At 44.1% G+C, this 13,229-nt stretch carries 13 protein-coding genes; 6 read left to right on the forward strand and 7 right to left on the reverse strand.

The features are described from left to right. Positions 1-56: 56 nt before the first annotated feature. On the reverse strand, positions 57-569 hold the full coding sequence (locus tag AS888_RS11595) for a hypothetical protein (protein ID WP_221408597.1): 513 nt from the start codon (positions 567-569) through the stop codon (positions 57-59). Positions 570-654: 85 nt separating this feature from the next. Further along, complete coding sequence (locus AS888_RS11600) at positions 655-939, reverse strand: hypothetical protein (RefSeq protein ID WP_061142305.1); 285 nt, start codon at positions 937-939, stop codon at positions 655-657. 456 nt (positions 940-1,395) lie between these two features. Here AS888_RS11600 and AS888_RS11605 point away from each other — a divergent pair, with 456 nt between their 5' ends. Next, entirely contained in the window at positions 1,396-2,328 is a 933-nt protein-coding gene (locus tag AS888_RS11605) for an L-lactate dehydrogenase (protein WP_061142306.1), read from the forward strand. Positions 2,329-2,371: 43 nt separating this feature from the next. Continuing rightward, positions 2,372-3,943 carry an L-lactate permease gene (locus AS888_RS11610; RefSeq protein ID WP_061142307.1) on the forward strand — a complete coding sequence of 524 codons (1,572 nt, stop codon included), beginning with the start codon at positions 2,372-2,374 and terminating at the stop codon, positions 3,941-3,943. 103 nt (positions 3,944-4,046) lie between these two features. On the opposite strand, the gene AS888_RS11615 is transcribed toward AS888_RS11610, so the two are convergent. Together AS888_RS11615 and AS888_RS11620 are read right to left on the reverse strand one after the other, a co-directional pair. Beyond that, positions 4,047-4,757: a DsbA family oxidoreductase gene (locus AS888_RS11615; RefSeq protein ID WP_061142308.1), complete on the reverse strand. Its 711-nt coding sequence runs from the start codon at positions 4,755-4,757 to the stop codon at positions 4,047-4,049. A 73-nt stretch (positions 4,758-4,830) separates the two neighbouring features. Then, the gene (locus AS888_RS11620; RefSeq protein ID WP_061142309.1) at positions 4,831-5,286 is read right to left on the reverse strand and encodes an RrF2 family transcriptional regulator; all 456 of its coding nucleotides are present in this window, start codon (positions 5,284-5,286) and stop codon (positions 4,831-4,833) included. 136 nt (positions 5,287-5,422) lie between these two features. On the opposite strand from AS888_RS11620, the gene AS888_RS11625 reads away from it, so the two are divergent. Next, on the forward strand, positions 5,423-6,331 hold the full coding sequence (locus AS888_RS11625) for an EamA family transporter (protein WP_061142310.1): 909 nt from the start codon (positions 5,423-5,425) through the stop codon (positions 6,329-6,331). Here AS888_RS11625 and AS888_RS11630 read toward each other — a convergent pair. Next, on the reverse strand, positions 6,318-7,499 hold the full coding sequence (locus AS888_RS11630; RefSeq protein ID WP_260320186.1) for a TetR/AcrR family transcriptional regulator: 1,182 nt from the start codon (positions 7,497-7,499) through the stop codon (positions 6,318-6,320). The genes AS888_RS11625 and AS888_RS11630 overlap by 14 nt on opposite strands. A 162-nt stretch (positions 7,500-7,661) precedes the next feature. Here AS888_RS11630 and AS888_RS11635 point away from each other — a divergent pair, with 162 nt between their 5' ends. Then, on the forward strand, positions 7,662-8,996 hold the full coding sequence (locus tag AS888_RS11635) for an aldehyde dehydrogenase family protein (protein WP_061142312.1): 1,335 nt from the start codon (positions 7,662-7,664) through the stop codon (positions 8,994-8,996). Between the two features lie 52 nt (positions 8,997-9,048). Here the strand turns inward: AS888_RS11635 and AS888_RS11640 are convergent, their stop codons facing one another. Together AS888_RS11640 and AS888_RS11645 are read right to left on the reverse strand one after the other, a co-directional pair. After that, positions 9,049-9,813 carry a TIGR03943 family putative permease subunit gene (locus tag AS888_RS11640; RefSeq protein WP_061142313.1) on the reverse strand — a complete coding sequence of 255 codons (765 nt, stop codon included), beginning with the start codon at positions 9,811-9,813 and terminating at the stop codon, positions 9,049-9,051. Beyond that, on the reverse strand, positions 9,813-10,823 hold the full coding sequence (locus tag AS888_RS11645; RefSeq protein ID WP_061142314.1) for a permease: 1,011 nt from the start codon (positions 10,821-10,823) through the stop codon (positions 9,813-9,815). Before AS888_RS11645 ends, AS888_RS11640 begins: the two co-directional genes overlap by 1 nt. A gap of 559 nt (positions 10,824-11,382) precedes the next feature. On the opposite strand from AS888_RS11645, the gene AS888_RS11650 reads away from it, so the two are divergent. Further along, positions 11,383-11,886 carry a DinB family protein gene (locus AS888_RS11650; protein WP_061142315.1) on the forward strand — a complete coding sequence of 168 codons (504 nt, stop codon included), beginning with the start codon at positions 11,383-11,385 and terminating at the stop codon, positions 11,884-11,886. 216 nt (positions 11,887-12,102) lie between these two features. Next, the gene (gene guaC, locus AS888_RS11655; protein ID WP_061142316.1) at positions 12,103-13,086 is read left to right on the forward strand and encodes a GMP reductase; all 984 of its coding nucleotides are present in this window, start codon (positions 12,103-12,105) and stop codon (positions 13,084-13,086) included. Positions 13,087-13,229 lie beyond the last annotated feature (143 nt).

Consider the following 13,229-nt stretch of genomic DNA (forward strand, 5'->3'; position numbering starts at 1 on the left):
AAAACGAATGACACCTGAAAATCCTTGACCTCTTCCAGGGCGGCGCCAGATTTCATTCATTTTCCAATTCCCGAATATATCCGCATTAAGTCTGATACATCTTGACCATCACATGACATGCCGTGTATGGCACCAAACCTAATGAATGCTTCCCCATCCAGTTCCCCCATATCGTCCACCATTGAAATGACAAATATATCAGCTTCCAGGTGTTTTATGAAGCCTTGCACCTCCCCGGGAACATTAAGGAGGTCAACCGAAACCATGAAGTTATGTTTATGGGCAAAGTCGAGAAAACTCAAAAGCAAATCATCATTTTCATCAACGAAATCGAGATGACTTTGTTTTTTGGCCTGATATAGTTTCTTGATTTTCTTAATATATTTCGTCTGGATATTCATTTGGTGGATGTTATCGACATAAAGCAGGCGATAGCCATCATACATTCCGTTGGATGCCATATTGGCTGCCACTAAAAATGCATCCGACACTTTTAAGATTCTGACCACATCGAATTTTCTTAAGTCATTAGGATCCGAGTATAGTTCCACCAGTTCTTTTCTTTCCATCATATTAAGCAATTGTTTTTTCATCATTGATTTCCTTCCAACTGGAATTCACCGTTTTGCCAAAGCAAATAGCCTGTCACGCAGATCACGCGCTGTGAATGGCCCTCTGGGCAGCCTGCTCATCTCCTTTTTTCACAAAAACATCGTATTGAGTCATTTTGTTGCGATTTTGAAAGTCCGTGGAACCTAGCTGGAGAGGCGTTTTCGTTTTGAAGCCCACCCCTTCCCTTTCCAATTTTGCGATTACCTTAAAATAATTATCATGGCCGAATGCGGTATAAATACAAGTCCAATATTTATAGGTAATCAGTTTGGCCATTACCACACATGCTACGACCAAAATCAGCGTTCCAATGATGATATACTTCATACTTCCCAGCTCCTTTTCCAGTTTCAAACGTTTGGAATATCCCTTCTTTACACTATATTCTTTGTGCCATCGATCATCTCCTTTTTAAACGGCCTTCTCTTTGGTCAGTGCCGATCCGGCAACCATTGCAAATGCTGCTACATTCATATAAAAAACAAATTAACTATTTCTTTTGTTTGTTGCAATGTTGTCGTGCTATGTAGTACAATAACATTGTGAAATACTTCACAAAGTAATTACTTACAACAAGAACCCAAACGTGAAAACAGGCAAGCTTGCCATTTTTTTGCAACAATATGTGAATTTGTTCACAAATTTAATGGGGGGATGATCAGGCAACCTTTCTAAAGAATTCCCCTGGGAAACGGGGGACAGAATAATACTGCAATGAAATTCGAGTAGGGAATTATTTATATCAAAAGTAATTTACATTCGGAGAAATTGGAGGTATTCATTATGAATTCTACAAAAGGAACGAAAGTCGTTTTGGTTGGTACTGGCGCAGTTGGATCAAGTTATGCCTACGCATTGATGAATCAAGGAATATGCGATGAGTTGGTGCTTGTCGATTTGAATCAAGAAAAAGCGAAAGGCGATGTTATGGACTTAGATCATGGTCTTGTGTATGCGCCTAGTGCCATGAATATAAAATCCGGATCATACAAGGACTGTTCGGATGCAGCAATCGTCGTAATATGTGCTGGGGCAGCACAAAAGCCCGGAGAAACCAGGTTAGATCTTGTAAAGAAAAATATGAACATTTTTGAAGCGATCGTCGGCAGCATCATGAAAGCTGGATTTAATGGCATTTTCTTGGTCGCAACGAATCCAGTGGACATTTTGGCATATGCGACTTGGAAATTTTCCGGTTTACCGAAAGAAAAAGTGATTGGGTCAGGGACTATATTGGATTCTGCAAGATTCCGCTCTTTATTAGGGCAAGAATTCAATACCGCACCTACAAGTATCCATGCCTATATCATTGGTGAACATGGTGATTCACAACTCCCGGTTTGGAGCTCTGCCAATTTCTCCGGTTTGCCGATCGCACCAAAATTAACGGAGGCAAGAAAAAAAGAGATTGCCGTCAGTGTCCGTGATGCTGCCTACCAGATCATTGAGTCTAAAGGTGCTACGTATTACGGAATCGCAATGGGATTGGCCAGAATCACAAAAGCGATTTTAAAGAATGAAAATGTCGTCTTGCCAGTGGGGTCATTGTTGGAAGGCGAATATGGCCATAGCAATGTTTATATCGGCACCCCTACTGTCATTAATCGCACAGGTGCAAAAAGCATTGTCGAGCTTACCCTTAACGAGAGCGAAACGGAACAGTTTGCCCGTTCAGTTCATACGCTTCAAGATATTCAAGCCCAATTTTGGGAGTAGTTACTTTCTCTAACCAGAATTTCTTACACAGGGAGCTGTCAATATGTTAGCAGAAACATACAACCCCTTTAATAATCTTGCCCTTTCAGCATTGGTTGCAGCTATACCGATCCTTTTATTTCTATTATGCTTGACCATCTTTAAAATGAAGGGAATTCATGCAGCCCTTTTAAACCTATTCGTTACCTTTCTTATTGTCCTCTTCCTCTTTAAGCTACCTTTGGGAGAAGCCATCGGAAGTGTGGTTCAAGGTACGTTCCAAGGAATATGGCCGATTGGTTATATCATCGTGATGGCGGTCTGGTTATATAAAATCTCCGTTAAATCCGGCAAGTTCGAGGTGTTACGCGGCAGCATTGCAGGGATTTCACAAGACCAGCGCCTTCAGCTTTTACTGATTGGTTTTTGCTTCAACGCCTTTCTTGAAGGGGCAGCAGGTTTTGGTGTACCAATCGCCATCTGTGCCGTCCTATTAGTGTCATTGGGATTCAAGCCTTTACAGGCAGCGATGCTCTGTCTGATAGCAAATGGTGCGTCAGGAGCATTTGGGGCAATCGGGATACCCGTTGGCATCATTGATACATTCGGCCTGGAACATGTGACCTCGATGAATGTGTCCGTGATGACCGCGTTAACACTGCCACTCATTAACTTTACCATTCCGTTTTTATTAATATGGTTGATGGATGGGATGAAAGGGATCAAACAAGTATTGCCGGCCATATTAGTGACATCGATTACTTATACTGTATCCCAGGCAATCATGACCGTTTTTATAGGCCCAGAGTTAGCTGACATTATTCCATCACTATTAACAATGGGTGTGTTGGCGCTATTCCTAAATAAGTGGCAGCCTACACACATATTTTTACTCAACGGCAAAGAGTATCAGGTTGAAAAGCATACTAAGAGTGATGTTATCAAGGCATGGTCTCCATTCTATTTATTAACGGCATTTGTCTTGATTTGGAGCTTACCTGCATTTAAAGGATTGTTTTCTCAAGGAGGCGTCTTTGAATCGGCTGTTCTGAAATTTACGATTCCGGGGTCATCGATTGCGATCGGCATTGATTTAATCGGTGCTACGGGAACGGCAATCTTATTGGCTGCGCTGACGACCATCGCAACGACAAAAGCCATTAATGTCAGGGAAGGTCTTTCCCTCCTGAAAAAAACGGTTTCAGAGTTTCGGATTCCAATCATCATGATCTGTGCAATCATCGGGATAGCCAAATTGATGTCATATGGTGGATTAACCATCGTTTTAGGCGAAGCGGTTGCGACAACAGGGCATATCTTCCCGCTCTTATCACCGCTATTAGGCTGGATTGGCGTGTTCATGACTGGGTCTGTAGTGAATAACAATACGTTATTTGCTCCGATACAGTCCACTGCAGGTCATATCATCGGGACAAACCCATCATTATTGGTTTCCGCAAACACGGCCGGGGGCGTCATGGCAAAGCTCGTTTCCCCACAATCAATCGCAATCGCTACGGCAGCAGTCGGCCAAACCGGACAAGAATCCGCCTTAACGAAAATGACATTGAAATACAGCTTTGGGTTATTAGCCTTCGTATGCATTTGGACATTCATATTGTCGCTAATCTTTTAAAACAAACGAGTAAAAACTCACGGCTTTGAAAAAAGGCTGCATCCAAGATGATTCATTCATCTTGGATGCAGCCTTTTATACATGTACGTCCTTCCTGGCCGGATTATTTTTCCGGCACGCTACAGGAGCCATCCGCACATGCTTCACCAGTTGCGGGATCATTGACCATTTGAAGCGGGTTTTCCTCCGCCCACACTTTTTTCAGTGTATCAAGGAAAGCTTCGATTGGCTGAGCTCCGGATATGCCATATTTGCGGTTGATCACAAAGAAGGGAACACCGGTTATTCCAAGCTGGCTTCCTTCCTGCTCATCGCCCCTTACTTCAGCCGTGAATGCCGTCCCGGCGAGAACGGCTTCAGCTTCAGACTTATCAAGGCCGGCTTCTTGTGCCAGCTTGACCAGTTCAGCATGATCGCCAATATGCTTACCTTCCGTAAAGTATGCTTTAAACAGGCGCTCGTTCATTTCATTCTCTTTACCTTTTGATTGGGCAAGGTACATCAGGCGGTGAGCATCGAACGAATTCGTCAAGACGATGTTGTCCAAATGATAATCGAGCCCCAATTCCTTTGCCTGTTGCGTCAGGTTTTGGCTGCTTGCTGCCACGTCCGCTTGCGACATGCCATATTTTTTCATAAGCATTTCCTGTTGGGTCATATTGATGTCCCGTTCTGCGTCAGGATTCAGCTCAAAGCTGCGAAATTCCACCTCCACCTGCTCTTTATTTTCAAATTGCTTCAAAGCCTCTTCGAATCGACGTTTCCCTATATAACAGAACGGACATTGATAATCCGACCAAATTTCCACCTTCATGTAAATACCTCCTCTATTAAATGCAATCATATTAAGCACATTATATAATCAAGGGTATCCTCTTGCAAGGATATTACCCTAGACACTCTTTTTCAAAATGTTCGAAGTCGACTTTTTTCATGAAATCTTCTAAAGTATAACCCTTCAATAGACGCAGGGTTTCCTTTTCCGCTTCATTCATGATTTCCTCCAAGGCATCATCCAGCTGCTTCCCGATTTCACCGCATTCGCTCGTTTCCATACAAACCAAGCATTCCGGCCGGACCGCTTGATACACATCCGCCAAAGTTAGCTGTGATGCTGGCACCTTCAAGCTATATCCCCCATCACGGCCTTCCTTCGTTTCGACGATGCCCTCAGCTGCAAGCTGTGCCATCACCCTCCTTAAAAACGTGGCATGTGATTTAACCTTTGAGGCAATTGCCGAACTTGTCAGGAGCTTTTCGCTTTGTGCGAGCCAAACCAGGGAGTGGACGGCGATGGCGAAGCGCGGCGGTCCAATTTGATTATTCCGATTACCTGAAGACATTCTCAATCCCCCTTACAATCCAATCTATATTCAGTCCATTATACTATGTATCGTTCCCTTAGAACAAATGAACCCTTTGACTTAACCGGCGCATTCCTATAGTCTGAATAGTAAATCTTTAAGAAGGAGCGCTTCCATGAAGGATAAATACCCCATGTTACTCGTCATACTCGGTGCCATGCTGTGGGGGACGACCGGCACTGCCCAATCATTCGCCCCAGCCGCTGCCAACCCCATTGCAATCGGGGCCGTCCGTTTGGCAGTCGGAGGTGCAGCTTTATGCCTGATGGCAAGTTGGCAAAAAAAGTGGACACGTAGTAATTGGCCTATCAAAGAAACTTTCCTGGCGACTTTGGGTATGGCCTGCTACCAGCCGCTCTTCTTCATGGCCGTCAGCCTGACCGGAATCGCCATCGGTACCATCATGACACTAAGCAGCGCGCCCATCATCGCCGGACTCCTTGAGTGGTCGTTTAGTAAAAAACGGCCAGCCGCAAGCTGGTGGGCCGCCACCGGTTTATCGATTGCAGGATGCTTCCTGCTCTTTTCCAATCATGGGTCGGTTACAATCGACCCAGTCGGCGCATTGCTTGCAATGGGGGCTGGAGCTTCCTTTACGGTATACACACTGGTCAGTAAAAGGATCTTGAAGCAACAACCTCCGGAAGCGACTGCCGCTGTGATCTTCGGCTTTAGCGCCCTTTTATTGGCACCCGCTTTATTCATATTGGATATCAGCTGGATCGCCACGCCAAACGGGCTGGCCGTCAGCCTTCACCTTGGCCTTCTTGCTACAGCGGTGGCTTATTTATTTTTCAACAAAGGACTCATCTCCGTCCCTTCTTCGACAGCCGTTTCCCTGTCACTCGCTGAACCGCTGACAGCCGCCCTTCTAGGCGTATTCCTTGTCGGTGAAAGCATGGCTTCCCTATCATGGATCGGGATCGCATTGCTTCTATGCGGAATCATCATATTGACGATTTTTCCCGGGGAACGAAAACGTCCTTCATCGGTGAAGCACGGGCTTTCCATCAAAGCAGATTGATTTTATATTTCTTCAGATCAAGGAACTGGATGAACTCCTGGGCCAGGAACTGCGGGGTGTATTCTTTTCCCTCTTGAAGCCTGTATAAGATAAGGCCCACCAATAGCCCGGATACATAGTACGCATACATGTGCTTACCTGCAAGGATGTCTAAACTCTGCTTCAAATAAAACTGGCTTAAGGTATTGAGAATTTCAGGGATGGGATCGGGAATCCCGTAATTTCCACTCATGAAATGGACGATGGAAGTATGTTCCGACAGGTAAGCGAACAATCGAACGAGAATGGCTTCCGATTGTTTTATCGTCACTTTCTCCCTACTCCCTTCAAGCGTCAAGATCGCGATGATATCCGTACAGAAATGATGGGTGATCGCTTTTAGCAGGTCCTCTTTGCCGGAATAATGGTCATAGAAAGTTGCACGGCGCATATCGCTTCTGCGTGTGATATCGGATATCGTCACGGCTGAATAGTCTTTTTTTTCGATGATCAATTGGATCATCGCTTCCTGCAGCGCTTGTCTCGTCCTGATTACACGCCGATCGATGCGGTCTTCCTCCACATCCGGCAAAACGGGAACACCGAAAATCCAGTAATATCTTTTTTGGCTGACCAGATCCCAATATTGCCGGCTGATCTTCTCTGGAGAAGGTTTCATCCCTTCTTTAAACCAGAAAAGGATGATGGCATAGGTATAGAGGGCCCGATAATGCACATACATGTCCTTTAAGGTCTCCGAAACGTTTTCCTTCATCGGGGTCAGCAAGACTTCCCTATTGAATACTTCGAAGAAAAACGCATGGAAATTGACATAAGGCATTTTATTCCGGTCCATCATGGTTAAAAAGAATGGAGTATGCATCGCCACATATGATAATGCAGGAAGGACCTTCAAATTCATTTCTCGCAGGTTGATATGGTCCAAGTCCTTCAGGGAATTGAAAATGGCCATCTGTAACCCGTCCTTTTGCTCTTCAACTATTTCCTCGAAAATATCGTACTTATCTTCATAGTAGAAGTACAAGGCACCCCTGCTGACGTTTGCCAGAGCGGCTATTTCCTTGCTGGTGATACGGCGGATGTCCTTTTCCATAAGAAGGCTCAGCAATGCCTCCTTTATTTTTGAAGGTATTGGTTCATTTGCAATAATTTCATGATCATCTGACACACAAGGACCTCCTGGCATGTTGAAAAATTGTACAGTTTCTAGGCATTTATACGATAACGTACACTTCCCTTGTCTCTGTCTTTATTTAGGTCATCTTAAAACCTATAATAATTTCGAGAGATGAATAAAGCAAATTTCACTTTAAGGGGGACACAAAACGACATGGATATTGAAACGAAAAATGAGATAAATCGAGTATTCCAATTGCAAAAGAAACACCAAAAAGTGATGCGTTCAACGACCGCTGAACAAAGAAAAGCGAAATTGAACCGGTTTTTGGAGGTGGTTGTCGCCCATGAGGAAGAGATCATCGAGGCCGTGCGCCAAGATGTGCGCAAGCCCCACCATGAGGTTAAGAGAGCCGAAATTCTCGGAACGATCAAATCGATCCAAGATAATATAAATAATCTTGATGAATGGATGGCACCTAAAGAGGTGGGCTCTTCCTTGAATCCTGATGCGAAAGGGTATTTAATGTATGAATCAAAAGGGACATGTTTAGTGCTTGGACCTTGGAATTACCCCTTCATGCTTACGATGGCCCCGCTTGCTGCAGCGATCGCCGCCGGTAACTGTGCCATCATCAAGCTTTCCGATTTCACGATGAAAACGAGCAATATCGCCACCAAAATCATCCGCGAGGCCTTCGATGAATCGGAAGTGGCAATCTTCGAGGGCGATGTGGATGTAGCGACGGAGCTTCTTGAGCAGCCATTTGACCATATCTTCTTTACAGGCAGCACGAATGTCGGCAAAATCGTCATGACTGCAGCCGCGAAGCATTTATCATCGGTAACACTTGAGCTTGGCGGAAAAAGCCCGACCATTATTGATGAAGGGTATGATTTGCTGGATGCCGCGAAAAAAATTGCCGTCGGTAAATTCGTCAATGCAGGCCAAACTTGTGTGGCGCCTGATTATCTATTCATCAAGGAAGACAGGCAAGCGGAATTCACTAACCATTTGCAAGCTATCGTACAAGCTGGATTCCTTATGGAGGATGGAACGGCCGACAGGAATAAATTCACGCAAATCGTCAATGAGCGGAATTTCAACCGGGTCAAAGCCCTATTTGATGATGCGATCGAACAAGGCGCCGAAGTCGTCTTTGGCGGCCAGTTCGACCTAAGCGACCGCACGATATCACCGACTGTGTTAAAGAATGTCACTCATGATATGAAAATCATGCAAGAGGAAATCTTCGCCCCGATCCTCCCGTTGCTGACCTATGAAGAGCTGGATGAAGTCATCGATTCCATTAATGAAAGCGACAAGCCTTTGGCTTTATATGTTTTCAGCTCTAATCAGGAGGTCATCGATGAAGTCCTGACTCACACGACTTCCGGTAACGCTTCCGTCAATGACGTAGTCGTTCATTTCACCGATTACAATCTCCCATTCGGCGGTGTGAATACGAGCGGGATCGGATCATATCATGGCATATACGGCTTCAAGGCCTTCTCACATGAAAAAGGAGTCTTCGTTCAAGCAAAATAACCATTGGCATAAGGAAAACCCGGTACAAGTAACTTTTTGCCGGGTTTTTTAGCTATTGAATGATTTGCACATTCTCATATAAATAGACTTCTTTCGGGGCCTTTATTTTCTCCGCATCCTTTAAATTGATCACTGGCACGGATTCCCCTTTGTAGCTTCCTTTTTTTAATGTACCTGTAATGGTGTACCAATCATTCGTCTTCATTCCGCTCACATGTCCGTTGACCATATATCCATACAACGTCGCATCGACCACACAGCAGGACATGGCGAGGCGGGATATCGCCACTTGTTTTTTAGTAAAACTATTTTCGCGATATACAAACCCCGAAAGCTCAATTTCTTTCCCTTCAATCGTATCGAGGTTGTTGAGAAGATCATCAAGCACTTCAAAATAATTTTCATCCGTGACCGTAATTTTCTCCTGATTCACATGCTTTCCTGCATCATTCGAGCTTTTCTTCTGCGTTTGCTGCTGGGCCATCCCCCTTTTTGCCAGCACTTCCCCGCTTAATGTGAAATCCGTCAAGATAAAGCCGAGAAGAATCGGGATGAAAAACAAGCTATATTTCAAGACCAAAACGGACGAAGAGGATTCTCCGTGCGAATGGCAATCACAATGATTTCGGACCTGTTTTTGTTTTTTCAGCCGAAGAAGGCTGACCACAAAAAAAGCAAGAAGCGCCGCCAATGCATAGGGAACCATCTTCGGTGCAATCAATTTCGTCAAATGACCCGACACATACAATTTAAAAATCATCAAACCCAATCCCAGCAGCAGCAACCCTTCAAGTTTTTGGATGAAAAAAGCTTTCATCAAAGCCCTCCCTTACTGATCCATGCACCTGCGATGAGGCAAAGGCTGAAGACGACGGCGAAAACAAGCAAAACATATGTGAAGACGAAGCTCCGTTTAAAACACGACATCATGATCAGGACATTTTTCAAATCAAGCATCGGACCGAAGACAAGGAAACCGAGGATGGAGCCAGGCAGGAAACTATGGGAAAAGGATGCGGCAACGAAGGCATCTGCGGATGAGCAGAGTGAGAGAACGAAGGCAATCCCCATCATCAGCGCCGTGCCTTTAATCGGGGCCTGTCCGATACCTGCCAAGATGGTCCGATCCATGAGCACTTGGAATACACTGGCAAACAAGGCTCCCATGATGAAGTATCTTCCTACCATGAAAAATTCCTGTGAAGTATGTTCGATGAAGCTTGTCCATTTACTCGGCGGAAAATCGTGTACATGCTCGTGGGCTGCTTGCGGCTTCTCCTCCTTCACCACATCTTTCCTGCTGAAGATATAAATGAATGATCCGACGATAAAGGCCGTCAGGACACAGAGTATGATTCTCCCGTATAAAATGGAAGGATCATTTTGGAACGCATAATAGGTCGAGCCGAAAACGATGACATTCAATATCGGGGCGGTTACAAGCAGGACAACGCCAGCATGGACCGGAACGCCCTTTTGAATCAATCTCCTTACGACCGGGATGATCGCACATTCGCACACCGGAATGACCAGAGCCGCCGCTATCGCAGCAAAAATGGCTAACAATGCGCTTTTTGGGATCATTCGCTGGATGATTTCTTCACTGATGAACAACTGGATGAAAGAAGAGGCAATGGCACCGAGGAAAAGGAATGGAATCGATTCTAAAAACAACCCCAAAAATACGACAAGCACGGAATGCAGCAGCGGATATCCGGAAAAATCGATTGCTTTTGGAATAAACACATCGCCTAGAAAAAAGAATGCTAGCATCAAAAACAAGAGAATCACTAACAGGAAGTTGCCTGTGTATCGTTTCAAAAGCATATTCACACCTCACAAATCATAATTGTTACGATTTAACCTTTATTTCGGTCTATTATATGCCCTCGCTTCGTTTGACATGACAAGAAATGAAACGAGCAGTCGTTGTGGGCCATTTTAGGAATCACACAATCTGTTGAATGAAGTGAAACAAAACACTATTTTTATGATAAACTACAAATAATATACCGTTCCTTATTTTTTCCCTCAAATGCTCTCATTACAATCATAAGGCTAAGATTTCTGCATAGGAATGAAAGGGTATTCAACGTAACCCGAAGTAAATCTGGCTTCACAACTGTATGCCTTCCTCAAGCATGATAGACGTTTTTCAAATCCTGAAACTGCATCCTTACTCAAATGGTAACACCCATAGAAATTTCTCGATGATCATGAATCCATTACAAGATTGGTTTACCGCATTTCATTATCGGTTCGCGGACGTATAAGTATCGATTTTTTCATCGTGAATGATCCACCCAACCTTTTTTCTATAGCCTCGAATCAACTATAACAAAAAGCCGGTGACGCTTATCCAGGGGTGTCACAAAAGGGGGTTCTCATGAATTTTATCGAGTATGATTTATTATTCGAATCAAGAAACCAATTAATCGGGGAAATTTCGGACTTGGATGAAAAAGCGCTGCACCATCGTCCGGCACCCGGCGTATGGAGCATCGCCCAGATATGCCATCATCTGTATCTGACGGAGCAAGTATTTACAGATGTGATCGCCAATGGCATCCGGGAAAGGGACTTCACCAATATCATTCAAAAAAACATATACTTGGTATCCGATCGAACAAAAAAATTCGCTTCCCCTGCCAGCCTTTCACCTTCTTCCAATCCGTTTCAGTTAACGAACATCATGGATTTACTGGCTGAATCCAGGGATCGGTTATTTCAAGTTCTTTATGAAATGGATGAAGATACGAGTTTAAGTAAAAAGAAAGCCAAGCATCCCCTATTCGGGGACCTCTCTCTCGATCAATGGATCGAATTATTGTCCCTTCATGAACAAAGGCATACGAAACAGATACAAGAGATTAAGCACCCCCTCCTTTAAAAAAAGATTCAATCACTATGAAGCCAGGCCCCCAGCTCTAATGGTGGCCTGGTTTTTTCATGTTCGGCAACACGGATCATCCCCTCCATTGGAAAATTAAATCAAAGGGAAACCATTAAAAATTTTGACTTACTGCCAAAAATGATGTACATTACCTATTGGGCGAACAATTTTAATATTAAACAATAAAAATATTCGTATATAGAGGTGCATACCATGGAAAACGTATTTGATTATGAAGATATTCAATTAATTCCTGCAAAATGTGTAGTAAACAGCCGTTCTGAGTGTGATACATCCGTTACCTTGGGCAAGCATACATTCAAGTTACCTGTCGTACCAGCCAATATGCAAACGATCATTGATGAAAAGATTGCCACGTACCTGGCTGAAAACGGTTACTTTTATGTCATGCATCGCTTCGAACCTGAAAAACGTGTAACATTCATTCAAGATATGCATGCACGCGAATTGATCGCATCCATCAGTGTCGGCGTTAAAGATGAAGAATATGGATTCATCGAGCAATTGGCGGCAGACAACATCGTACCCGAATTCATTACGATCGATATTGCACACGGACACTCCAATGCCGTGATCAAAATGATTCAACATATTAAAAAACACTTACCTGAAAGCTTTGTCATTGCAGGGAATGTGGGAACGCCGGAAGCAGTAAGGGAGTTGGAACATGCCGGTGCCGACGCGACAAAGGTGGGCATCGGTCCAGGGAAGGTATGCATCACGAAAATCAAAACTGGATTCGGAACTGGAGGCTGGCAATTGGCTGCGCTTCGCTGGTGTGCAAAAGCGGCAAGCAAACCGATCATCGCCGACGGCGGCATCCGCACGAACGGGGATATTGCCAAATCAGTTAGATTCGGAGCTTCCATGGTCATGATCGGCTCATTATTCGCTGGACATGAAGAATCTCCAGGGGAAACGATCGAGAAAGATGGCAAGGCCTTTAAAGAATATTTTGGTTCGGCTTCCGAATTCCAAAAAGGTGAAAAGAAAAACGTAGAAGGCAAAAAAATGTTTGTCGAGCACAAAGGATCTTTGGAAGATACACTGAAAGAAATGGAACAAGATCTTCAGTCTTCGATTTCTTATGCTGGCGGCAACAAGCTGGAAGCCATACGCAATGTTGATTATGTAGTCGTTAAGAATTCGATCTTTAACGGTGACAAAGTTTATTAAGAAGAAACGTAAAAAAGAACGGCCCAATCAATGGTTTAGGCCGTTTCAGTTTGTAGACAAAAGGGGTTCGGAATTAAAAAATTCCGAACCCCTTTTGAAATTCCTTTGAAATTTTGACCAAAGGTTACGAGATTTGGGCTCTT

It is taken from the genome of Peribacillus simplex, from assembly GCF_001542915.1.
Taxonomy (GTDB): domain Bacteria; phylum Bacillota; class Bacilli; order Bacillales; family DSM-1321; genus Peribacillus; species Peribacillus simplex_B.